This window comes from Polaromonas sp. YR568, from assembly GCF_943371715.1.
Taxonomy (GTDB): domain Bacteria; phylum Pseudomonadota; class Gammaproteobacteria; order Burkholderiales; family Burkholderiaceae_C; genus Polaromonas.
In genome coordinates this window covers 54,386-75,065 of record NZ_CALRVW010000017.1, presented here as the reverse complement: position 1 = coordinate 75,065, position 20,680 = coordinate 54,386, and the positions used below count along the sequence as shown (strand labels likewise).

Below are 20,680 nucleotides of genomic sequence, written 5' to 3'. Positions count from 1 at the left end.
GAACGCCGCGCATGAGCTGCATCGCCGTCATCGACTTTGAAACCACCGGCCTGTCGCCCGCCATGGGCGACCGCGCCACCGAGGTGGCCATCGTGCTGCTTGAAAACGGTCACGTGGTGGACCGCTTCCAGAGCCTGATGAATGCGGGTGTGCACATTCCCGCCTTCATCACCAGCCTCACCGGCATCAGCAACGCCATGGTGGCCGCGGCGCCTGAGGCGGCCAGCGTCATGCGCGAGGCCAGCCGCTTTGTGGGTGATGCGCCCATGGTGGCGCACAACGCGGCGTTTGACCGCAAGTTCTGGCAGGCCGAGCTGCTGCGTGCCGATGCGGCGGCGGACCATCCCTTTGCCTGCACCCTGCTGGTCGCGCGCCGGCTGTATCCCCAAGCTCCCAGCCACAAGCTGGGCGTGCTGGTGGATTACCACCACCTGCCACGCGCCGGCCGTGCCCACCGGGCGTTGGCAGACGCGGAAATGGCAGCGGCGCTGCTGGGGCAGATCCAGCACGACCTGCGCACCCGGCACCGTGTGGTCCAGCCCGACCACGCCCTGCTGATGACCCTGCAGCGCTGCGCGAAACCGGCCGTTGCTGCACTGATGGCGAAGTACGCCAGTCTGTGAGCCGTGTGTGAGCGGCGCTGCATCGCTATTAAAAGAGTAGCTGTTGACGCAGGTACATCAAGGGCTGCAGGCATAAAACACTCATAATCTGCGGCATGAGCATCCACACCCACCCCGCCACGCCGCTGTCCACCCGTGACACCACCCGCATCGACGACACCCGCATCGGCGCGGTGCGCCCGCTGATCACGCCCGCCCTGCTGCAGGAGTGGCTGCCGGTGCCCGAAGCCAGCCTGAGCCTGGTGGAGCGCAGCCGCGCCGCCATCTCGCGCGTGCTGCAGGGCGCCGACGACCGCCTGATCGTCGTGGTCGGGCCCTGCTCCATCCACGACCATGACCAGGCCATGGACTATGCCCGCCAGCTCAAGCTGCAGGCCGATGCGCTGGCCGACGACTTGCTGGTGGTGATGCGCGTGTACTTCGAGAAACCGCGCACCACCGTGGGCTGGAAGGGCTACATCAACGACCCGCACATGGACGGCAGCTTCGCCATCAACGAAGGGCTGGAAATGGCGCGGCGCCTGCTGCTCGACGTGCTGGATCTGGGCCTGCCGGTGGGCACCGAGTTTCTGGACCTGCTGAGCCCGCAGTTCATCAGCGACCTGGTGAGCTGGGGCGCCATTGGCGCGCGCACCACCGAAAGCCCCAGCCACCGCCAGCTGGCTTCGGGCCTGAGCTGCCCGGTCGGCTTCAAGAACGGCACCGACGGCGGCATCAAGGTCGCCACCGACGCCATCCAGGCGGCGCAGGCGCAACACGCCTTCATGGGCATGACCAAGATGGGCCAGGCCGCGATTTTTGAAACCCGCGGCAACAACGACTGCCACGTGATCCTGCGCGGCGGCAAGCAGCCCAACTATTCAAAAGCCGATGTGGACGCCGCCTGCGCGCTGCTCAAGGGTGCCGGCCTGCGCGAGCAGGTGATGATCGACGTGTCACACGCCAACAGCAGCAAGCAGCACCAGCGCCAGATCACCGTGGCGGCCGAGGTGGCCCAGCAGATGGCGGCCGGCGACCAGCGCATCACCGGCCTCATGATCGAAAGCCACCTGCATGAAGGGCGGCAGGACATCGTGCCCGGCACGCCGCTGCGGCCCGGTGTGTCGGTAACCGATGCCTGCATCAGCATGGCGCAGACGGTGCCGGTGCTGGAGGGATTGGCGCGGGCGGTGAGGGAGCGGCGCAAGGCTAGAAATAGTTGACCCCGAACGCTCGCGTGGCTGTTCGACCTAAAAACTGATTGGACAGACCCTAAGATGAGGGGGTCGTCAAAACCTTGTCTGGAATCCCCATGGATTGGTCACGCGTAGAAGTAGAGGCAATTGTTGCGGATTACCTGCAAATGCTGACGCTGGAGTTAGCGGGGCAAACTTACAACAAGACGGTTCATCGCCGGAAATTGCAGGAGAAGCTGCAAGACCGATCCGATGCCTCCATCGAGTTCAAGCACGGCAATATCAGCGCAGCCATGATTGATCTCGGTTTTCCTTACATTCGAGGATACAAACCTCGATCAAACTATCAAGCGCTTCTGGCGATAGTTGCAGTGGAGCAAGTTCGGGGGAAGACGACGCTGGACAGCGTCGCACTTGCGGCCGTACAGCAACCCGCATTGGTGCCTGCTCTTACTGATTTCACCAAAGTGAAATCAGATGCGCCTCAAAAACAAAATCGTACGGCTGAACCCCTAAATCCCCTACTTTTCAGGGCCGTAAAACGCGATTACCTCGAACGCGAAGCCCAGAATCAATCATTGGGCTTGGCAGGAGAGGAGTTCATTGTTCAGTTCGAACATTGGCGACTGACGCAATTGGGGCAGTCGCGTCTCGCGGACAAGGTTGATCACATTTCCCAGTCGAAGGGAGACGGTTTGGGTTACGACGTTCTTTCGTTTGATCCCGACGGCAAAGAACGATTCATTGAAGTTAAGACCACGACGTTTGGTCGTGATACGCCATTTTTTGTTTCGCGCGGCGAGCTGGCTTTGTCGCACGGCGCGAAGGAGCAATTTCATCTCTATAGGCTTTTTGAATTCAGGAAGGCACCTCGTCTTTTTGATCTCAAAGGCGCACTCGATCAGCATTGCACTTTGGATCCCGTGACATACCGGGCTAGCTTCGGTTGATCTTGTGTTGTGTGAAAAGTATTTGTCGGGCGCTCGTGCTCGGTTAGCTCTACCGACAGGGAATGCGCGCCTGCCGGTCGCGCGCTTTTTTTCGCTCCTCGCGAATCCCGTCTTGCGTTTGCCCGCTTTGCGGCTGGCGCGCCATTGCGTCTAGGTATTTGATGCGCTCGTCCAAGGCCTTGCATTCAGCCTTCATTGCCGCTTGATCAAGGTCGTGATCACTTTGGGCGATGGCTGCTGATGGTTGTGCAGATTCTTCTGACTTTGTGATCGCCGGCGCGCGCACGGCGGCCATGAGGTTGTGATTTTCCTTGGTGACAATCTGAGTTGCTTTTGCCCCGCTAGCGCAGCTTTTATCGCCGTAGCTGGTTTTGCCATTGACGATGCACTTGGTGACACTGCGCGCGCCTTCCGGCGCTTCGGTTGCGCTTGAGCGGGCGGGTGTTGGTGGAACCGAGGGAGCAGCTGATGGAGCAGGACGTGAGACCGGCGCCGGTGTCGTTGCGAGCGATGTACTGGCTGGCTTGGCGGCATGCTGGTTTAACTTCCAGTCTGCGACTGTGTAGAGGAAGAAAAGCAGTACCAAGAAGATGAGGACCTTGCTCAGCGTGCCAAATCGTTCGGGAGGCGGGCTAAAAGGGCGCTGGCGGCCCTCGTTCATGTCGTCGTGGTCTATCAAGCCCATCATGACCTCCCTTGCTTTTTGTGTTTATGGCTTAACGATACCGCAAGGCATTTTCCCCAACCAAAAGCTTGCGTCTTGTTAAACTTTTCGCCCCATTTAACTTTCGAGGAGTCATCATGTCCGATCCCTCCGACCTCCCACCCAGCGTCATCTCCCACCTCTCCATAGGCACCAACGACTACCCGCGCGCCAGGGCGTTTTATGACGCGGTGCTGGGCACGCTGCAGATCAAGCAGGTCATGACGCATGGCGAGTCGGTGGCTTATGGCCGGGCCTTTCCGGAGTTCTGGGTGGGGCGGCCGCTCGATGGCGGGCGGGCTGCGCCGGGCAACGGCACCCACATCTGTTTTCTGGCCAACTCGCCGGCCGAGGTGGATGCCTTTCATGCGCAGGCGCTGGCCTTGGGCGCGTTGTGTGACGGGCCGCCCGGTTTGCGGCCGCACTACACGCCGACGTATTACGCGGCCTTTGTGCGCGACCTGGACGGCCACAAGATCGAGGCGATGTGTTTTACCGAGGCGGCAGGCTGAGGCTTGCCTGGGCCAGCGCAGGTGGGCGTGGCATGGATCCCGGATCGAGTCCGGGATGACAGCACGAGCGGCTGGGCGACGCCCCGCCAGGTTTCCGGGGGAAAGCTGGCGTCCCTTTCGGGGTACATGCCAAATCGGGCCTCAGCCCTTGCCTTACCTGCGGCTGCAGCTATTGAATCAATAGCAATTGAGTGCGGCGATGCGGTTGCTCACCAGCGTGTTTCGCCGGCTACGCGCTCCACCTCGTCGGTGGCGTAACGGGTGAACTCGTCGATCTCGGTGGCTTTGTCGAACACGGCGTCGGCGCCTGCGGCCAGGCAGCGCTGACGCATGGCCGGGGTGGCGTAGCCGGTGAGCACGACGATTTTTTGCCGCAGGTCGCGGTTGCCGCAGCTTTTGACCACATTCAGGCCGTTGCCCTGCAATAGGAACAGGTCGACCACGGCCAGGTCCCAGTCGGTGGGGTGGTCGGCCAGCCATTGGCGGGCCTCGTCTTCGGTGCTGGCTCCGCCCACCACGCGGGCGCCCACCAGCTCTTCGAGGGACTCGGCCAGGTTGGCGCGGATGACGGGGCTGTCTTCGACCAGAAAGATTCTCAGGCGCATCGGGGGACCGGTTGAAGAGAAGAGCCGCCTGGGCAACAGGCGGGCGGGTGCAGAAAATTCCTCAGGGGAGTCTACACAAGGATGGGGCCAGCCCGGAAAACCATCCGGAGGGGCCGCTGCCTGCCTGCGGCGCTGGCCGGCCGGGGGCGTGCCGCCGGGGCCTGGTTGGCCGTGTTTTCAAGCGGGCCTGTATGACATAAAACAAGAACACGCAGCCAAAAAAGCGTAACTTGACGCCATGGCCGGAGCCGGCAACATGGCCGGTGTCTGGACCTTTTCCCCTTCATTCCAAGGAGTGCACCACATGTCCAGCAGCAAGCAGAACCCGCGTGACAAACAGACCGCCCACACCGGCAAGGTGGAGAACGACGCCAACAAGATGGGCGAGCAGGACGCCACCCAGCTGAACCAGGGCAAACGCACGCCCGACAGCCGCAGCGACCGCGAGGCGCATGTGGGCGGCGGCAACCAGACGCAGGCGCGGCGCGGGAAAACCACCGGGCATTGAGGCGGCGGGTTCGGGGGCTGGTGCTTCCCCGTTCGGACTGAGCTGTCGAAGCCCTTCGACAGGCTCAGGGCGAACGGTGGTGGGTGGCTGGTCATGGTTGATGGAAATCTCCGTAGCCCCTTTTTTACAACCCAAATCGGCCTCCAGCCCTTTATTCACCTGCGCCACCAGCTACGAATTCAGTAGCGGCATGGCGCCAGCCAGCTTAACCAGTCCAACCCGCACGGCGTGACGGCGCGCGCCGCGGGCGCTCATAATCGCTTCCATACTTTGAGGAGATGGCGGTGGCAATACTGATTCTGGGCTTGGTGCTTTTTCTGGGCGTGCATTCCATACGCATCGTGGCCGACGGCTGGCGCACGGCGACCATAGGCCGCGTGGGTGAGCTGCCCTGGAAGGCGGTTTATGCGCTGCTGTCCATCGTCGGTTTTGTGCTGATCGTGTGGGGCTTTGGCCTGGCGCGGCAACAGCCGGTGCAGCTGTGGATGCCGCCAAGAGGCATGCGGCACCTGGCCTCGCTGCTGACGCTGATCGCGTTCATATTGCTGGCGGCCACCTACGTGCCGCGCAACGCGATCAAGGCGCGGCTGCATCACCCCATGGTGCTGGGCGTGAAGGTGTGGGCGCTGGCCCACCTGCTGGCCAACGGCAATGTGGCGCACATGGTGCTGTTCGGCGCCTTCCTGGTGTGGGCGGCGCTGAGTTTTAGGGCGGCGCGGGCGCGCGACCGGGCTGCGGGCACCGTGTATCCGGCGGGCACTCCGGCCGGCACGGCGATCACGGTGGTGGTGGGCGCGGCGGCCTGGGCGGTGTTTGCTTTCTGGGCGCACGGCTACCTGATCGGCATCCGCCCGGTCGGCTGACAGGGGCCGGCAGGGCCTGTGCCGGTGGCCAGGGCCCGAGCCGGGCGGGAATGCGGGTAGTGAATGGTGACATCCGCTACATCTGGCCGGCAGGACCGTTCCGCATGGTGAAGATGGTTGTCGATGTCAGCGTTCACTTGCGTTAAAGCGCCCGTCCGGTGGTGGCCACGCATCACCTTACAAAGCCAACGAAGCCGACACTCAGTGAACATTCTGGCGTTGGAAGATGAACGCTTCTTCAACAGCAGGAGCTTCAATGATCCGTTTCAACAAATTTCAGTCTGACCTTTCCCCAGCTCTGGCAGCCGTGGCCCGGCCACGGGCTTTGCGGGCCCTTCCTTCGCTGATGGTGCTGACCACGGCCATGGTCTGGGGTCTTTCCGCGCAGGCTGGCGGCCTGGTGAATCTGGACGGTGCCGTGCGCGGCGCTACCGGCGTGACCGTGGCCGCCGGCCCGGCGCTGGGTGCTGGCGTGGGTGCAGGCATTGGCGCGAACACGGCCGTGCAGCCCGCTGGCGGCACCGCCAATGCCGGCGTGGGCCTGGAGGCCGGCGTGCGCGCAGGGGCCAATGGCAATGCGACCGCGCAAGAGAACAGGGCGCCTGCAGGTGCTGTTGGCTCGGCGGCTGCCGGTGCGCAGGCCGGGGGCGGCATCAGCGCCTCGGGCGCGGCCAACAGCGCCACCGAGGGTGGTGGCAAGGTGCTGGGGGGCGTGCAGGGCACGGCCGAAGCGGCAGGCGATGCAGCCACGTCCAGCGGCAAGCGCGTGGCGCAGGCCGGCAAGGCCGAAGTGAAAAGTGGCGCCGGCGCGGCCAAGGCTGCCAGCAGCCAGGCCAAGGCCAAAGCAAAGGCCAAAGCGAAAGCGGATGCCGAGGTGGGTGCTGCCATTCAGGGCGAGGCCCCGGCCCGTTAAAGGGGCTTCAGGCGCCCAGAGCGTTCAACGGCTTGCGGGGCCTTCAGCCCAAGCAGCATGTGCCGAGAGGCGGATGCTGCTTTTTTTTTTGGGAAGTTCAGTCCGCGTCGTCGATGTCGCGCCCGCGGCTGCTGCGCCAGATGGCGCGCACCAGCCACACGCCGCCCAGCATGGCGCCGGTGAAGCCGAGAAAGCCGAACACCGGCAGGCCCATCAGCGTCGGGCCGCCTTTGACGGTCATGACGATGGACGAGCCGATGATGAGTGCGGCAATGATCAGCGCCATGGCCAGGCGGTTGGCGGCGCGGTCCACCTGGTCGCCCACGCGTTTGAGGTGGGCCAGTTCGATACCGACGCTCAGGTGGCCGCGGCGCGCGTTGCGCAGCAGGCGCGAGACGTCGTGCGGCAGCTGTTCGGCCACGGCCAGGGTGCGGCGCAGGGTCTTCCAGGCGCGGCCGGCCAGCACCTCGGGCTGGTAGCGGGCGCGCAGCACCTGACGCAGCATGGGCGTGGCCTCGGTGGCCATGTGAAAGCCCGGGTCCAGCCCGCGGCCCATGCCCTCGAGCGAGATGAAGGCCTTGATCAGCAGCGCCAGGTCCGGCGGCAGGCCCAGGTGGTGCTCGCGCAGCAGGGTGGTGACGTCGGCCAGCATCTGGCCCAGGCTGAGCTCGGCCAGCGGCGTGCCGTGGTACTGGTCGACAAAGGCCTCGATCTCGGTTTCGAGCTGCCCGAGGTTGATGCCGTGGCTGTCGCCGGTCCAGTCCATCAGCACGTCGGCTACGGCTGGCGCCTGCCGTTCGACCAGACCCAGCAGCAGCTGCAGCAGCTCTTCGCGCCGGCGCTCGGACAGGCGCCCAACCATGCCGAAGTCGATGAAGGCAATGCCGTTGCCGGGCAGGTAAAACACGTTGCCGGGGTGCGGGTCGGCGTGGAAGAAGCCGTCTTCCACAATCATTTTGAGCACGGCGCGCGCGCCGCGCTGGGCCAGCAGGGTGCGGTCAAAGCCGGCCTCGGGGGTCAGCTGGTCGAGCCGGTCGCCGGGGATGCCGCCCACGAAGTCCTGCACGTTCACGCGTTCGCCGGTGTGCGCCCAGTGCACCCGCGGAATGACGATCCACGGCAGCGGCGCCATGTTGGCTGCAATGCGTTCGGCGTGGCGGCACTCGCCGGCCAGGTCCAGCTCGCGGCGCAATGATTTGACCAGCTCGCGCACCAGCTGCTGCGGGTGGTAGGGCTTGAGGGCGGGCATTTCCGCTTCCACCAGCGCGGCCAGGCGGCCGAGCAGGCGCAGGTCGGCCTCGATCACCGCGGTGATGCCGGGGCGGCGTATCTTGACGACGACCTCGGTGCCGTCTTTCAGCTGTGCGCGGTGCACCTGGGCGATCGACGCGGCGGCCAGCGGCTCGGTGTCGAAGCGGGCAAAAACTTCTTCGGGCTCGCCGCCCAGGTCTTCGCGCAGTTGCGGCCGCAACAGCTCGAAGGGCACGGCGGGCACGTGGTTGTGGAGTTTTTCAAACTCGGCAATCCACTCGGGGCCAAACAGGTCGGCGCGGCCGGCCAGGATCTGCCCGAGCTTGACAAAGGCCGGGCCCAGTTCTTCCAGCGCCAGGCGCACCTGCACGGGCGGCTCGATACGGGCCAGGTCGGCGGCATGCTCCCACTTGAGGGCGTGGCCCGCGCGCTCGAGCCGGTCGGCCAGGCCGAGCCGGCGCACGCTGTCGCCGAAGCCGTGGCGGATCAGCACACCGGCAATGTCGTTGAGGCGCCCCATGTCGCGCGCCGCGCCCAGAGTCTCTGTCAGCATGGGGGGATGATAGCCGCGCGCTGGGGCGGGGCGGCCGGCGGGCTCAGGGCGCCACGGCGGTCTTGATCCAGGCGATGATCGCGTCGCTGGCGACCCGCGGTGTGTCGAGGTGGCCGCCCGAGACTTCCAGAAACTGGTTCTTCGGGTTGGCCGGCAGCTTGTCGACGTAGTAGGCCTTGATCGCCCTGAACAGCGGGTCCTTCTCGCCGATCACCGTCATGACCGGGACCTTGGCCGGGATGCGCGGCGCGGTGACCGACATTTCGGCGTCGGAGGTCGGGTCGAAGTAGGACAGGTAGTCCTTGGCCGTGGAGACCACGGTTTGCTGGCGGCCCTGGTTGACGTCGCTGAAGCGTTCACGCGTGTCACCTTTGCCGGCAGCCACCAGCGCGCGCGCTTCGTTGATGCTGTCGTGCACCGGCTTGCCCCAGGGCTGGGTGTAATAACCCACCGGCGCGTGGCCGGGCGCCAGCCCGATCAGCGCATCCACATCGCCGCCGCGCGCGGCATGCGCCATGCTGGTGGGCACACCCATGCTGTGGCCGATGATCACGATTTTGGTCGCGCCCTGGTCGCGCAGGCCTTTGATGTGACCGGCGATTTCGGCCATGGCCTTGTCCAGCCCGCCGTCGAGGTAACGGCCGCGCGACCAGGGCATGTCGGGCACGGTGGCGAGCCAGCCCTGGCGTTCGAAAGTGTCTTTCAGCGGGCTGAAGTTCGGGTCCCGGTTGTTGCCCGGGTTCTTGCCGTGAAGCATGAGTACGCCGATGCGCTCCTGGGCGTGGCTGTCTGTGGTGGTGAAGGCCGCGGCCAGCGCGAAGGCCCCAAGGGCAAGGAGGGAGAACAGGCGACGCTGCATGGGTTTTCTTCCTGGTGGGCTGCGGGCTGCCACCGGAGGCGGCTGTGCAGGGGTTGTGGACGCTGTTGCAGTTTAGGCAAAAGCCGGGCGGATGACCATGCGCCGCCACCCCATGAACATGGGAACGGCGACGGCGCGGCGCGGTGCGGTGCGGGGCTCAGGCGGGGCATGCTGCGCGGACCCATCACGGGAAGCGGGGCTACACCTTAGACTTGGCCATCGTCACCAGGCCGCAGGCGGGAGCCCCTTCATGAGACTGTTTTTCCGAAGCCTTCTCTTTTTTATAGCCGCCTTGTTGGTGCTCGCCGCGGTGGCGCTGGTGGCCACCTGGGCGCCGGACCAGCCGGTGGAGGCGCTCAAGCCGCGCTGGGCGCAGCCGCCCTCGCAGTTCATCACCATCGACGGCATGCAGGTGCACCTGCGCGACGAGGGGCCGAGGGACGACCCGCTGCCCATCGTGCTGATCCACGGCACCTCGGCCAGCCTGCACACCTGGGAGGGCTGGGCCGCGGCTTTGCGCGGGCAGCGGCGCGTGATCCGTTTTGATCTGCCGGGTTTTGCGCTGACCGGGCCGAACCGGCAGAACGACTATTCGGTCGAAGCCTACGTGCGCTTCGTCACCGCCGTCGTGGACCAGCTGGGCGTGCAGCGTTTTGTGCTGGCCGGCAATTCATTGGGCGGGCAGGTGGCCTGGGCGACAGCGGTGGCGTTGCCGCAGCGTGTGGCGCGGCTGGTGCTGGTGGATGCCAGCGGGTATTCGCCGGAGTCGGCCAGCGTGCCGCCCTCGTTGCCGCTGGGCTTTCGCATTGCACGCATGCCCGCGCTGCGGGTGCTGACGCAGTACACGTTGCCGCGCAGCATTGTGGAAAAAAGCGTGCGCAATGTGTATGGCGATCCTTCGAAAGTCACGCCCGAACTGGTGGACCTCTACCGCGACATGACCCTGCGCGCGGGCAACCGCCAGGCGCTGGGCCGGCGCATGGACCAGGGCTACTCCGGCGAGGTGGCCGGGCTGAAAACGCTGGCCATCCCCACGCTGATCCTCTGGGGCGGGCAGGACCGGCTGATTCCCCTGGAGTTCGGCCAGCGTTTTGCGCGCGACATCACCGGCAGCCGGCTGGTGGTGTTCGACGAGCTGGGCCACGTGCCGCACGAGGAAGACCCGGCGCGCACGGTGGCGGTGGTGAAGACGTTTCTCGGGCTGTAAGCCGGGGCGGCAGGCCCTGCGGTGTCATGCCGGGCCTGACCCGGCATCCATGCAGCACGAACAAGCTGATGGTTGATGCGGCATGGATTGCGGATCGCGTCCGCAATGACAAGTCCGCTACTTGCCGTCGGGCAGCTCGATCTTGACTTCGAGCACGTCGAGGTTGTCCTGGCGCTCGAGGTTGACCTTGATGTCGGCCGGATTGATGTTGATGTATTTGGAGATCACCGCGATCAAATCACGCTGCAGTGCCGGCAGGTAGTCGGGCTCGTGGCTGTGACGGCCGGAGCGTTCGTGCGCGAGGATGATCTGCAGCCGCTCTTTGGCGACGCTGGCGGTTTTTTTCTTTTCGCCGAGCAGGAAGGAGAGGAAAGAGGCCATGGCGGGTTATTTCCCTCCAAACACGCGTTTGAAGAAGCCGACCTTGGGCGCGTCGATGAAACGCAGCGGCTTGTCTTCGCCGAGGAAGCGGGCAATCATGTCCTTGTAGGCTTCGGACACGTCGCTGCCTTCCATGTGGACGGCGGGCACGCCCTGGTTGGAGGCTTGCAGCACCGCCTCGGACTCGGGGATCACGCCGATCAGCTTGATGCGCAGGATGTCCTTGATGTCTTCCAGCGACAGCATCTGGCCCTGGTCCACGCGGCTGGGGTTGTAACGCGTGATCAGCAGGTGCTCTTTGATCGGATCGCCGCCCGCCATGCCGCGTTTGGTTTTGGACGACAACATGCCGAGGATGCGGTCGGAGTCACGCACCGAGGACACCTCGGGGTTGGTCACGACGAGCGCTTCGTCGGCAAAATGCATGGCCATCAGCGCACCGGTCTCGATGCCGGCCGGCGAGTCGCAGACGATGTATTCAAAGTCCATGTCGGCCAGGTCGTTGAGCACCTTCTCGACCCCTTCCTTGCTCAGCGCTTCCTTGTCGCGCGTCTGCGAGGCGGCCAGCACGTAGAGGTTGTCGCACTGCTTGTCCTTGATCAGGGCCTGGTGCAGGTTGGCTTCGCCCTGGATCACGTTGATCAGGTCGTACACCACGCGGCGTTCGCAGCCCATGATCAGGTCGAGGTTGCGCAGGCCGACGTCGAAGTCGATGACGGCGGTTTTGTGCCCGCGCAGGGCCAGGCCGGTTGCAAAGCTGGCGCTGGTGGTGGTTTTGCCCACGCCGCCCTTGCCGGAGGTGACCACAATGATTTTTGCCATGCGTAAAAGTCCTTTTGAATTTCGAAGTATCAGATGAGAGTTCAGGTCAGCGTGGGCGGACGCACCCGCGTTTTTCAGCAGGGGCCGCGGAACCGGCTTCGCCGGGCCGCAGGCGCAGCGGCCCCCTCGGGGGGCAGAGAGCTACACGCAGTGAGCGAACGTGGGGGCTCATGGTCACGCCTTGATCAGATCCATGACGAGCTTGTCGCCCTCTGGGCCGGGCACCAGGCGCACCTGTGTGGGCTGGCCCCATACGCCTTCGGGCAGCGGGTTTTCGCTGGTGCGGTAGATGCCGGCAATCGACAGCAGCTCGGGCTCCAGGCTCAGCGCAAAAATGCGCGCCTCGGTGTTGCCGCGCGCGCCGGCCATGGCCTTGCCGCGCAGCGGTGCATACACGTGGATGTGGCCGTCGGCAATGACCTCGGCGCCGGCGTTGACCATGGCCAGCACGACCAGATCGCGCCCGCGGGCATAGACCTGCTGGCCGGAGCGCAGCGGCTTGTCGATCACGAGGGCGCCGGGGGCCGGCGCGGGGGGGGTTTCCGCAACCGGGGCGGCTGCCTTGCTGCGCGCGGGCGGTGCCGGCGCGGCGGCAGGGGCGCTGACGACACGGGCGTCGGGCGCGGCGACCAGCCCGGCCGCCAGGGCTGCGGCCAGTTGCGCCGGGTTGCCGCCGCGTACTGCCAGGGGGGCGACGCGGTAGGGGCGCAGCAGCGCGAGCAGCGCCGCAAAATCAACCGTGGCCGCATCAGGAGGCAGCTGCGACAGGTCGATGACCAGCGGGTCGTTGTCGAAAAAATCAGGGATGTCGCCGAAGCGCAGCGCCATCTCGCGCGACAGGGCGCTGAGGTCGGAGGACTTGAGAAGCAGCGCCACCAGGGGCAGGTTGGCGCTTTTGATTTCGAAGGTGGCGGGGGTGCTGGCCGGGATGGCAACGGTCATGGGAGATAGGCGTCGCGTCGTCGCGGAAAGGAGAGGAAAAACGGGCGATTCAGACGGGTCTGAAAGGGACGAATCTTAACAGCGGGCCACGGCGCGCCTGCGTGCAGTTGTGTGGGAATGAAACCTCCTGCAACAGTTGCTGCATGTGCTTGCGCTGGGTCATGGCGAAGCCGCGGCCACGCTCTTAAACTGGTTTGATGGTGGGTGCCTGTGCTGCACCCCTCGCCTGGCGTATGGAGAAGAAGTCCCATGAAAAAGCTGCTTGTGTCCCCCTTGGTGCTGTTGCCGCTCTGGCTGGCCGGCGGCGCGGCGCTTGCGCAGGTGGCGCCCCCGGCCGACCCGCCCGTGCCTGCCCCGCGCATCAACCGCAACCCGGAGTTCCGCCGCAACCTGCCGCCAGCGCCGCCGGTGGAGCCGGACCCGCGCGACTCGACCACACGGCCGGTGCAGCCGGCCGAGCAGCCCCCGGCCGATGGCCGCAGCGTGGTGTTGCCGCTGCCCGGGCCGCAGGCGCCCGCCTCGGCACCCGCGCTGCCGGCCTCCGGCGCGCCGGGGCGTTGACCCGGATTGTGGAAACAAATCGACCCGCAGCCCATATGTAACGTGCGCTACCAGCTATCAAATAAGTAGCTGCTGCAGGGCGTCCGGTGTGGCGGCCCGTTCGTCGAATGACAGCTGCGTCGGCGCGCCCGGCGCTTGCGCGGGGATGGCCAGCGCGGCCCGGGGCTGAGCCACCCGTCTGGCCAGGCGAGTGGCGGGCTGCGTCCCAAGGCGGGGGCTGCGCTGGTGCGCGGCCGAAACCAGCGGGTGGAGCCGCCCGGCTTCCGGCAGCTTGCGCCGCGGTCTGCGCGGCAGGGCCTTTTGCAGGCCCGAACCCGGCAGCCGCGTCGGCGCGAAGGTGCGCTCGTAGCAGGCAAGCCAGCGCTTTTCACCGGCGTCGGGCAGGGGCGCGTCGGCCTGGGGGACGCCCGGGCCGAAATGCAGCCGGGCGCCGTCCCACTGCGCGCTGCGCGCGGGGGTGAGGATGGCCCAGCGCATCTGCGCGAAACGCCGCGCAAAAAATACCGCCATGGCTTCGACCAGATGGTGCTCGGGCTCGACCCACGCCACATGCAGGGGCCCGCCTTCGGGGTGGTTGCGAAAGCTTTCGTCCTGCACGCTGTGAAAACGCACAAAGGCTTTCATCGCGTGCATCTCGTCGCGCACTGCCTGCGCCATCTGCTGGGCCTCAACCCGGTCGGCGTCGAGCGGGTCGTGGCGAAGGCCGGGCTCATGCACCAGGCGCCACAGCAGGCGATACAGCAGGCCAAAGCGCCGGGGGTCGGCATGAAGGATGGCGCTTTCGCACAGGGCCACAAACTCGGGCGGCACTTGGACCGCGGGGGCATCGCTGGCGGCAGTGGAGTGGTCCGGCGTCGTGGTCAGCGGGCTTTGCACCGGCACCTCCGCGCTTTGCCAGCTGACCTGCGCGGGCAGAATCTGTTGGGCCAGCAGGCCGCGCGCGGCGCGCCGGAAACCCTCCAGGTCGCCCGGGCCCTGCAGCGTGACGGTCAGCAGCGCCTGCGGGAACAGGTCGTTGGTCAGGGGATCACTCATCATGCCCATGCCGTGCTCCTTGTGTGGCGGGGGTGGCCACCTTGTCCCGATGGTGCGCGTGGTGAGGGGTCTGGCGCTGTAGTCCGGGAGGCTGATTGCACGGCAGGCCGGGGCGCGGCCGGGGCGCTGAAAAACGGAAGTGCGGCCGGCGCGGCCAGCCACAGGGCTGCGACGCTTGCTGGTCGGGCGCCATGCCCGGAGCGGGCAGCGGTGACCGGTTGGGCGGGGTGGGGCGGCTTAATCACTGTATCAATATACAGTGGTTTGCGGATTTTGACCAGTCCTGGACGGACCGGACCTGTCCCATGTCCTGTCTTTCAAGGCAAAACACGGCGACAACGGTGTCTAAACACCGTCAACAGGCCCTAGCTGGAAGCTTCGGCCGCGGCAGATTTGGCCGGGGCGGTTGTTGGCGCCATTTTTTTGGCCCGCACTTCCATGACCAGGTAGATCACGGTGGCGAGCACCAGGGGCACCAGGTAATAGATGACCCGGTAGGCCACCAGGGCAGCCAGCAGCTGGTGGGTGGGCATGGCATGCGAGAGCAGGGCCACAAACACCGCTTCCAGCACGCCCAGGCCGGCGGGCACATGGGCGATGACACCTGCCACGGCGGCCACCAGCAACACGCCGGCCACCGCTGCAAAGGCGATTTTCTGCTGCAGCAGCAGAAACACCAGGCTGCTCATGATCAGCCAGTTCGTCGCTCCCATGGCCACCTGCAACAGTGCCATCCTGCCGGAGGGCAGCTCCAGCCGGTGACCGCGCAGGGTGATGCTGCGCTGGCGCGACAGGGTGCACAGCAGCAGGTAGGCCGCGGCGGTTGCCAGCAGCGCAAACCCCAGGACCTGCAGGCCGCCGCTGCCCATCTTCCAGCCGGGCGGCAAGGCGGGCGTGGCAAAGGCGAAGATCAGGCCGCCCAGGAACAGGTAACCGGTCCAGTTGGTCAGCATGCTGAGTGACAGGATCCGGGTGATGGTGCCGGTGTCCAGCTTCAGCCGCGAATAAAGCCGGTAACGGAAGGCCACGCCGCCCACCAGCGAGCCGAGGTTCAGGTTGAACACATAACTGATGAAGGTCACCAGCATCACCGTGGGCGCGCGCAGCGTGTGGCCGGTGTAATGCCGCCCCAGCAGGTCAAAGCAGCTGTACAGGCCCAGGCTCAGGGCGGCCAGCGCCACCGCGCCCAGCAGCAGCGCCGGCGGGTAGGCGCGCAGCGCAGCAAACACCTCCCGCCAGTCGATGGCGCGGCCCTGCTCGACCAGCAGCCAGGCCACCAGGGCAAAAAACACCAGCGTGGCGACCCGTTTGAGCCAGGGCCACCAGACCTTGCCGGTGATGCCTGCCTTCTTCGGGCGGCGCGGGTCCGGCAAGGCGGGCGCCGTGTTGTTCATGAGACCCTGCCTTCGTTGACATGGCTGATTTTCACGTCCACGTCCGTCTGGCCCAGCAGTTTTTCGGCCAGTGTCAGGCGCGGCGTGTGGGCCGGCAGCCAGCCAAACCAGGCCGGGTAGCGCCGCAGCAAATGGAACACCAGGAAGCTGCGCACGCTGACCCAGAGGCCGGTTTCGGCCACGTCCCTGGCGTGGATCTGCGTGCAGCTGTTTTGCATCAGCTGTTCCAGGTGCTCGCCCAGATGCTGGTTGAAGGCGCGGTCCTTGATGATGACGTTGGCTTCCAGGTTCAGCGACAGGCTCAGCGGATCGAGGTTGCTGGAGCCGACGGTGGACCATTCGTCGTCGGTCAGTGCGACCTTGCCGTGCAGCGGTCGGTCGTGGTATTCGTAGATCTTGACGCCGGCGGCCAGCAGGTGGTGATACAGCAGGCCCGCCGCGATCTTGACAATCGGCATGTCGGGTTCGCCCTGCAGGATGAGGCGCACGTCCACCCCGCGCCGCGCCGCCTTGCGCAGCTGCCTGAGCAGACGGTAGCCCGGAAAGAAGTAGGCATTGGCGATGATGATGCGGCGGCGCGCGCCGCGGATGGCGATGCGGTAGTGGCGCTCGATGTCGCTTTGGTGTTCCACGTTGTCGCGTGTCACGAAGATGGCGTCGGAAGGGCCGGCAGCCGGCGGCGGGGGGCTGGCGGGCGCGACGGAGGGGGCCGGCTGGCGCTTGAGAAGCTGGCCCAACCGGCTGCCCGGCGGGTGCTGGCCGAGCAGCAGCTGGGCCCGGACAAACTGCTGGACCTCGGCGACCAGCGGCCCTTCCACTTCAACCGCATAGTCCTGCTTGGCTTCGGGCCCGAAGTCCGCGAGGTGGTCGGCCGAATAGTTGATGCCGCCGACGAAGGCGCGTTTGCCGTCGACCACCACGATCTTGCGGTGCATGCGGCGAAACAGGTTGGTGCGGTAGCCCCACAGGCGGGGGCTGGGGTCGAACACATGCACCCGCACGCCGGCTTGCGTCAGCGCCAGGATGTAGGCCGGCGAGAGGTCCGGAGAACCGTAGCCGTCGATGGTGATGTCAATCCGCACGCCGCGCCGCGCAGCGGTCAGCAGCACTTTCTGCAGCGCCAGGCCGACCTTGTCTTCAAACAGGATGAAGGTCTCCAGCAGCACCTCGTGCTCGGCCGCTGCGATGCATTCGAACACCCGCGGGAAAAAGGCCTCGCCGTTTTCCAGCAGGGTGAAGCGGTTGCCGGCGACCCAGCGTCCATTCATGAGGTGGTCTCCGGTGCAGGCCCCTGATGCATGGTCAGAACTCGATTTCGGCGGCCAGCGGTGCGTGGTCCGACAGGTGCGACCAGGGTTTGAGCGGCAGCACGACGGGCGAGTGGCCGATCGCGTTGCGCACGTAGATGCGGTCCAGCGGCAGCACCGGAAAACGTGCGGGGAAGGTGCGCGCCGCCTTGCCGTTGGCGTTGACGAAGACCTCGTGCATCGCGGCACCCTGCTCGAGCACGGCGTGGGCGCGGCGGCGCCAGTCGTTGAAGTCGCCGGCCGCGATCACCGGCGCGCTGGCCGGGATGTCCTTGTGCACCATGTCGCACAACATGTGCAGCTGCTTGAGGCGGTGCGATTCGGCCAGGCCGAGGTGGACGCAGATCGCGTGCACATGCGTGTCGCGGCCCGGCACTTCCAGCACGCAGTGCAGCAGGCCACGGCGCTCGGGGCCGCTGATGGACACGTCGCGGTTCTCGAAGTGGACGATGGGAAACTTCGACAGCACGGCATTGCCGTGGTGGCCGTTGGTGTACACCGCGTTGCGGCCGTAGGCAAACTGCGGCCAGATGGTGTCGGCGAGGAATTCGTAATGCGGCGTGGCCGGGTAGTTGGCGACGCGGCTCTCGTGGCGGGCGTGGGTGCCGGTGACCTCCTGCAGGAACACCACGTCGGCGCCGACCGTACGCACCGCTTCGCGCAGTTCATGCAGGATGAACTTGCGGTTGAAGAAGGTGAAGCCCTTGTGGATGTTGACCGTCAGGACCTTGATGGAAAAACTCAGGGCGGCGGTGGCAATGGCCTGCTGGGTCTGCGCCAGTGCATCGGCCTCGTCAGGCGGCGCTTCCACCACGGAGACGGAGGGGGCCACGGGTTCGCTGGGCTGGAGAGGTGTTTCGGAAGAGGGCATGGCGCGCAGAAGGGGCAAAACCCTATTGTCGCGCGGCCCGGCCCAAAGGCTGTAGGACAGCAAGCTCATTTGCCGTGTGGCGGGTCTTGCCCCCGCGTGTCAAGCGTCTGTAAAGGTTGGTGTCCTACGACCGTCAGAGGGGGTTTCCGGCAGGTCCGGGCCGCATGGGGTAGTAGATTTGAGTTACCCAGTTCCGACAAGGCACTGGCGCCTGCAGTTCCCTTTTGGGGCGTCCTGCCGGCTGGCAGCTACTTCAGAAGGTCACGACCTGTCCTGACCTGCCTGTTTCATCACAAGGAGTTTGAAATGAACAAGTTTTCCATGCGTTCCCTCTCTGCCGCTGCGGCCCTGACCGCCACGCTGGCTTTTTCCGCCCACGCGCAAGTGAGCGTTGGCGCTGACGTCGGTGTGCGCACCGGTGCCAACAACAACATCAGCAGCGACGTGCGTGCCAATGCAGGCGCTGGCGTGAACGCCACCGCTTCCTCGTACGGCACGGCCACACGCAGCGACAGCTCGATGGGCGCCAACACCGACACACGTGCCGGTGCCCAGGTTTCGGGCAGCGGCGTCAAGGGCACAGTGAGCCGCACGGCCAACCGCGCCGAAAACGCGGTTGAACGCGGCGCCAATGCGACGGCCCGGGTCGGTGCGCGCGCCGGCAACGCGGTGGGCAACACGGCCCGCCGTGCCGGCAACAGCATCCAGAACGCCTTGCCTGCCAGCGCGCGCGGCAATGGCCAGGCGAACGTGCAGGGCTCGGGCTCCCTCGAGGCGAAATAAGCCTGCGCTGACCACACGGTCCAGCGGGGCCGGGCCGCCGGGGCATGTCCCCGGTGGCCCGGCCCTTTTTTTTGCCCGCGCTGCAGGTGTCTGCGCGCTGTGCCGTATGCTGCGTCTGGTTCCGGCGTCGCCTCAGGCAGGCCACACCCCTGCCGCCCACCCCCTGAAAGGATTGACCCATGCCCCGCGCCATACTTGATGAGTCCCGCATCCACCCGGCCATCCAGGGCAAGATCGCCCGTCATGAGCAGGCCATCGTGCAGGAAGTGCAGGCCGCCGTGGCCGCGCATCCGGTGGTGGTGGTCGGCATGGCCATGAACCCGTTTCCGCGCAAGGCGCGCCGCGCGCTGGATGCGGTGGGGGTAGCGCACCACTACCTCGAATACGGCAACTACCTCAACACCTGGCGCGAGCGCAATGCACTGAAGATGTGGACCGGCTGGCCCACCTTTCCCATGATCTTTGTGCGCGGCACGCTGATCGGCGGCGCGACCGATCTCGACAAGATGATTGCCAGCGGCGAACTCAAGGCCCTGCTGGGCAGCTGAAGCGGAGTTCAGGCGGGGCACCGGGGCTCCCTCTTCACCAGCCGGGGCCGCGGAACCGGCTTTGCCGGGCCGCAGGCGCAGCGCCCCCTCGGGGGGCAGAGAGCTACGCGTAGCGAGCGAATGTGGGGGCGCTATTTCGGCCGCGGCCGGGAAAGTCCCTTGTCAGGCTGCGACAGGGTGCCGGTCCGCAGGGCCTTGACGGCGCTGGCCACCGCGCTGGCGACATTGCGCACCTCGGCCTGCATGGGCGCGTCGGCGTCCAGGGCGTCGTGGCTGGTGGCATAGGGCTCGTAGTAGCCGACATAACGGTCCAGCCGCGCCTGGCTGCCGGAGTCGATCAGGCCCATCCAGTCGAGCCAGTCGGACAGGCCGCGCCGCACGCCTTCGATGCCGGCGACATCCCCGTGCACGACCAGGCCGTAGGCACGGCCGGCCAGGTGTTGGGGGTAGTCCCAGCCCTGCAGCTCCAGCGCCTTGGCTTCGACGGCTTTCTTGCCGTGGGTGCGGGTGGGGTCGGGGTTGCCGCCATCGGCACAGACCAGCCGGTCGATCATCAGCTTGAGCGGGCTCGGTGACTGGTACCAGTAAACCGGCGTCAGGATGATGACCCCATGCGCGGCCGTCCAGCGCTCGTAGATCTCGTTCATCCAGTCGCTGGTTTGTCCCTGCGCATGGTTGGGGTAGCAGCTGCAGGGCCAGTGGCACAGCGGCATGGCGGTGGACACGCAGCCCTTGCATGGGTGGATGTTCAGGTGGTAGCTCGAGGTCAGCAGGCTGAGGTCGAGCACATCGGTCTGGATCTGCGCCTGCGCGAGGGTTTCTTCGGCCCACTGCACCATGCGGAAGGTCTTCGAGATTTCGCCGGGGCAGGTGCCGTCGTTGCGGGCCGAGCCGCAGACCAGCAGCACGCGCGAGGGCGTGGCCGGGTCGGCCCAGGCCGCCTGGGCCTGGTCGATGCGTTCTTTCGTCGCCAACCACTCGACGGAGAGGTCGTAGTCCGGATCGGCGTAACCGGGGCCGGCCTTGCGCGTGCGCGGCGCCTTGCGGCCTTCCTGGTAGGCGTCCCAGGCAATCGCCTCGACGCGGGAGATGGCTTCGGCTTCGGCCTGGAAGGCCGGGTCCATGAAGGACTCCATGAAACGTTCATGGAACACGCTGCGCGATAAAGCGGCCGGCGCCTGGCCTTTGCGGATGGGAGTCATGCCGCCAGTTTATGCAGGCAGGCGGGTTAAAAAATCAGGCCTGCACCTCGTCCTACGCAGGATGGCGACGGTGTCTGTCGAGGCGAAAATCGTGAGTAAAAAGTGTCTCCAG

23 protein-coding genes are annotated in these 20,680 nt (G+C 66.0%); 11 read left to right on the top strand and 12 right to left on the bottom strand.

What is annotated here, in order from left to right:
• Positions 1-11 precede the first annotated feature (11 nt).
• From AAG813_RS13445 to AAG813_RS13435, 3 genes are all read left to right on the top strand, one after another.
• The gene (locus AAG813_RS13445) at positions 12-623 is read left to right on the top strand and encodes a 3'-5' exonuclease (protein WP_341916055.1); all 612 of its coding nucleotides are present in this window, start codon (positions 12-14) and stop codon (positions 621-623) included.
• A gap of 95 nt (positions 624-718) precedes the next feature.
• Entirely contained in the window at positions 719-1,825 is a 1,107-nt protein-coding gene (locus AAG813_RS13440; RefSeq protein WP_341916054.1) for a 3-deoxy-7-phosphoheptulonate synthase, read from the top strand.
• Between the two features lie 89 nt (positions 1,826-1,914).
• A complete protein-coding gene (locus AAG813_RS13435) occupies positions 1,915-2,748 on the top strand; it encodes a DUF3883 domain-containing protein (RefSeq protein WP_341916053.1) in 834 nt (277 codons plus the stop codon).
• 49 nt (positions 2,749-2,797) lie between these two features.
• On the opposite strand, the gene AAG813_RS13430 is transcribed toward AAG813_RS13435, so the two are convergent.
• Positions 2,798-3,433 carry a hypothetical protein gene (locus AAG813_RS13430; protein WP_341916052.1) on the bottom strand — a complete coding sequence of 212 codons (636 nt, stop codon included), beginning with the start codon at positions 3,431-3,433 and terminating at the stop codon, positions 2,798-2,800.
• A 116-nt stretch (positions 3,434-3,549) separates the two neighbouring features.
• Here AAG813_RS13430 and AAG813_RS13425 point away from each other — a divergent pair, with 116 nt between their 5' ends.
• A complete protein-coding gene (locus AAG813_RS13425; RefSeq protein ID WP_341916051.1) occupies positions 3,550-3,963 on the top strand; it encodes a VOC family protein in 414 nt (137 codons plus the stop codon).
• A gap of 209 nt (positions 3,964-4,172) precedes the next feature.
• Here the strand turns inward: AAG813_RS13425 and AAG813_RS13420 are convergent, their stop codons facing one another.
• Positions 4,173-4,568, bottom strand: coding sequence for a response regulator transcription factor (locus AAG813_RS13420; RefSeq protein ID WP_341916050.1), 396 nt, complete (start codon positions 4,566-4,568; stop codon positions 4,173-4,175).
• A 304-nt stretch (positions 4,569-4,872) separates the two neighbouring features.
• Here AAG813_RS13420 and AAG813_RS13415 point away from each other — a divergent pair, with 304 nt between their 5' ends.
• The 3 genes from AAG813_RS13415 to AAG813_RS13405 all read left to right on the top strand — a co-directional run bounded on the left by AAG813_RS13415 (position 4,873) and on the right by AAG813_RS13405 (position 6,852).
• Positions 4,873-5,076 (top strand): hypothetical protein, encoded by a 204-nt coding sequence (locus tag AAG813_RS13415; protein WP_341916049.1) that lies wholly within the window; start codon positions 4,873-4,875, stop codon positions 5,074-5,076.
• Positions 5,077-5,360: 284 nt separating this feature from the next.
• The gene (locus AAG813_RS13410) at positions 5,361-5,939 is read left to right on the top strand and encodes an NnrU family protein (protein WP_341916048.1); all 579 of its coding nucleotides are present in this window, start codon (positions 5,361-5,363) and stop codon (positions 5,937-5,939) included.
• A 256-nt stretch (positions 5,940-6,195) separates the two neighbouring features.
• A complete protein-coding gene (locus AAG813_RS13405; protein WP_341916047.1) occupies positions 6,196-6,852 on the top strand; it encodes a hypothetical protein in 657 nt (218 codons plus the stop codon).
• Positions 6,853-6,949: 97 nt separating this feature from the next.
• Here the strand turns inward: AAG813_RS13405 and AAG813_RS13400 are convergent, their stop codons facing one another.
• Positions 6,950-8,656 (bottom strand): AarF/UbiB family protein, encoded by a 1,707-nt coding sequence (locus AAG813_RS13400; RefSeq protein WP_341916046.1) that lies wholly within the window; start codon positions 8,654-8,656, stop codon positions 6,950-6,952.
• Between the two features lie 43 nt (positions 8,657-8,699).
• Positions 8,700-9,515: an alpha/beta hydrolase gene (locus tag AAG813_RS13395; protein ID WP_341916045.1), complete on the bottom strand. Its 816-nt coding sequence runs from the start codon at positions 9,513-9,515 to the stop codon at positions 8,700-8,702.
• 250 nt (positions 9,516-9,765) lie between these two features.
• Between AAG813_RS13395 and AAG813_RS13390 the strand changes: the two genes are divergently transcribed.
• Complete coding sequence (locus AAG813_RS13390; RefSeq protein ID WP_341916044.1) at positions 9,766-10,722, top strand: alpha/beta hydrolase; 957 nt, start codon at positions 9,766-9,768, stop codon at positions 10,720-10,722.
• Between the two features lie 117 nt (positions 10,723-10,839).
• Here the strand turns inward: AAG813_RS13390 and minE are convergent, their stop codons facing one another.
• The 3 genes from minE to minC all read right to left on the bottom strand — a co-directional run bounded on the left by minE (position 10,840) and on the right by minC (position 12,867).
• On the bottom strand, positions 10,840-11,103 hold the full coding sequence (gene minE, locus AAG813_RS13385; protein WP_096699079.1) for a cell division topological specificity factor MinE: 264 nt from the start codon (positions 11,101-11,103) through the stop codon (positions 10,840-10,842).
• A gap of 6 nt (positions 11,104-11,109) precedes the next feature.
• Entirely contained in the window at positions 11,110-11,925 is an 816-nt protein-coding gene (minD, locus tag AAG813_RS13380) for a septum site-determining protein MinD (protein WP_096670851.1), read from the bottom strand.
• 174 nt (positions 11,926-12,099) lie between these two features.
• Positions 12,100-12,867 carry a septum site-determining protein MinC gene (minC, locus tag AAG813_RS13375; protein WP_341916043.1) on the bottom strand — a complete coding sequence of 256 codons (768 nt, stop codon included), beginning with the start codon at positions 12,865-12,867 and terminating at the stop codon, positions 12,100-12,102.
• 249 nt (positions 12,868-13,116) lie between these two features.
• Between minC and AAG813_RS13370 the strand changes: the two genes are divergently transcribed.
• Positions 13,117-13,428: a hypothetical protein gene (locus tag AAG813_RS13370; protein ID WP_341916042.1), complete on the top strand. Its 312-nt coding sequence runs from the start codon at positions 13,117-13,119 to the stop codon at positions 13,426-13,428.
• 57 nt (positions 13,429-13,485) lie between these two features.
• On the opposite strand, the gene AAG813_RS13365 is transcribed toward AAG813_RS13370, so the two are convergent.
• The 4 genes from AAG813_RS13365 to AAG813_RS13350 form a co-directional block, all read right to left on the bottom strand.
• Entirely contained in the window at positions 13,486-14,472 is a 987-nt protein-coding gene (locus AAG813_RS13365) for a TIGR03915 family putative DNA repair protein (protein ID WP_341916041.1), read from the bottom strand.
• A 356-nt stretch (positions 14,473-14,828) separates the two neighbouring features.
• Positions 14,829-15,857: a lysylphosphatidylglycerol synthase domain-containing protein gene (locus AAG813_RS13360; protein ID WP_341916040.1), complete on the bottom strand. Its 1,029-nt coding sequence runs from the start codon at positions 15,855-15,857 to the stop codon at positions 14,829-14,831.
• Positions 15,854-17,125: a cardiolipin synthase ClsB gene (clsB, locus tag AAG813_RS13355; RefSeq protein WP_341916039.1), complete on the bottom strand. Its 1,272-nt coding sequence runs from the start codon at positions 17,123-17,125 to the stop codon at positions 15,854-15,856. The genes AAG813_RS13360 and clsB overlap by 4 nt, the downstream gene beginning before the upstream one ends.
• Before the next feature lie 34 nt (positions 17,126-17,159).
• A complete protein-coding gene (locus AAG813_RS13350; RefSeq protein ID WP_341916038.1) occupies positions 17,160-18,035 on the bottom strand; it encodes an endonuclease/exonuclease/phosphatase family protein in 876 nt (291 codons plus the stop codon).
• 306 nt (positions 18,036-18,341) lie between these two features.
• On the opposite strand from AAG813_RS13350, the gene AAG813_RS13345 reads away from it, so the two are divergent.
• Together AAG813_RS13345 and AAG813_RS13340 are read left to right on the top strand one after the other, a co-directional pair.
• Positions 18,342-18,818, top strand: coding sequence for a hypothetical protein (locus AAG813_RS13345; protein ID WP_341916037.1), 477 nt, complete (start codon positions 18,342-18,344; stop codon positions 18,816-18,818).
• Between the two features lie 179 nt (positions 18,819-18,997).
• Positions 18,998-19,366, top strand: coding sequence for a glutaredoxin domain-containing protein (locus AAG813_RS13340; RefSeq protein ID WP_341916036.1), 369 nt, complete (start codon positions 18,998-19,000; stop codon positions 19,364-19,366).
• 131 nt (positions 19,367-19,497) lie between these two features.
• Here AAG813_RS13340 and AAG813_RS13335 read toward each other — a convergent pair whose 3' ends face one another.
• Positions 19,498-20,568 (bottom strand): NAD(P)H-dependent oxidoreductase, encoded by a 1,071-nt coding sequence (locus AAG813_RS13335; RefSeq protein ID WP_341916035.1) that lies wholly within the window; start codon positions 20,566-20,568, stop codon positions 19,498-19,500.
• Positions 20,569-20,680 lie beyond the last annotated feature (112 nt).

Bases quoted from the DNA above. Each gene is read 5' to 3' on its own strand.
- AAG813_RS13445 (WP_341916055.1), top strand. From the start codon at position 12: ATGAGCTGCATCGCCGTCATCGACTTTGAAACCACCGGCCTGTCGCCC.
- AAG813_RS13440 (WP_341916054.1), top strand. From the start codon at position 719: ATGAGCATCCACACCCACCCCGCCACGCCGCTGTCCACCCGTGACACC.
- AAG813_RS13435 (WP_341916053.1), top strand. From the start codon at position 1,915: ATGGATTGGTCACGCGTAGAAGTAGAGGCAATTGTTGCGGATTACCTG.
- AAG813_RS13430 (WP_341916052.1), bottom strand. From the start codon at position 3,433: ATGGGCTTGATAGACCACGACGACATGAACGAGGGCCGCCAGCGCCCT.
- AAG813_RS13425 (WP_341916051.1), top strand. From the start codon at position 3,550: ATGTCCGATCCCTCCGACCTCCCACCCAGCGTCATCTCCCACCTCTCC.
- AAG813_RS13420 (WP_341916050.1), bottom strand. From the start codon at position 4,568: ATGCGCCTGAGAATCTTTCTGGTCGAAGACAGCCCCGTCATCCGCGCC.
- AAG813_RS13415 (WP_341916049.1), top strand. From the start codon at position 4,873: ATGTCCAGCAGCAAGCAGAACCCGCGTGACAAACAGACCGCCCACACC.
- AAG813_RS13405 (WP_341916047.1), top strand. From the start codon at position 6,196: ATGATCCGTTTCAACAAATTTCAGTCTGACCTTTCCCCAGCTCTGGCA.
- AAG813_RS13400 (WP_341916046.1), bottom strand. From the start codon at position 8,656: ATGCTGACAGAGACTCTGGGCGCGGCGCGCGACATGGGGCGCCTCAAC.
- AAG813_RS13395 (WP_341916045.1), bottom strand. From the start codon at position 9,515: ATGCAGCGTCGCCTGTTCTCCCTCCTTGCCCTTGGGGCCTTCGCGCTG.
- AAG813_RS13390 (WP_341916044.1), top strand. From the start codon at position 9,766: ATGAGACTGTTTTTCCGAAGCCTTCTCTTTTTTATAGCCGCCTTGTTG.
- minE (WP_096699079.1), bottom strand. From the start codon at position 11,103: ATGGCCTCTTTCCTCTCCTTCCTGCTCGGCGAAAAGAAAAAAACCGCC.
- minD (WP_096670851.1), bottom strand. From the start codon at position 11,925: ATGGCAAAAATCATTGTGGTCACCTCCGGCAAGGGCGGCGTGGGCAAA.
- minC (WP_341916043.1), bottom strand. From the start codon at position 12,867: ATGACCGTTGCCATCCCGGCCAGCACCCCCGCCACCTTCGAAATCAAA.
- AAG813_RS13370 (WP_341916042.1), top strand. From the start codon at position 13,117: ATGAAAAAGCTGCTTGTGTCCCCCTTGGTGCTGTTGCCGCTCTGGCTG.
- AAG813_RS13365 (WP_341916041.1), bottom strand. From the start codon at position 14,472: ATGGGCATGATGAGTGATCCCCTGACCAACGACCTGTTCCCGCAGGCG.
- AAG813_RS13360 (WP_341916040.1), bottom strand. From the start codon at position 15,857: ATGAACAACACGGCGCCCGCCTTGCCGGACCCGCGCCGCCCGAAGAAG.
- clsB (WP_341916039.1), bottom strand. From the start codon at position 17,125: ATGAATGGACGCTGGGTCGCCGGCAACCGCTTCACCCTGCTGGAAAAC.
- AAG813_RS13350 (WP_341916038.1), bottom strand. From the start codon at position 18,035: ATGCCCTCTTCCGAAACACCTCTCCAGCCCAGCGAACCCGTGGCCCCC.
- AAG813_RS13345 (WP_341916037.1), top strand. From the start codon at position 18,342: ATGAACAAGTTTTCCATGCGTTCCCTCTCTGCCGCTGCGGCCCTGACC.
- AAG813_RS13340 (WP_341916036.1), top strand. From the start codon at position 18,998: ATGCCCCGCGCCATACTTGATGAGTCCCGCATCCACCCGGCCATCCAG.
- AAG813_RS13335 (WP_341916035.1), bottom strand. From the start codon at position 20,568: ATGACTCCCATCCGCAAAGGCCAGGCGCCGGCCGCTTTATCGCGCAGC.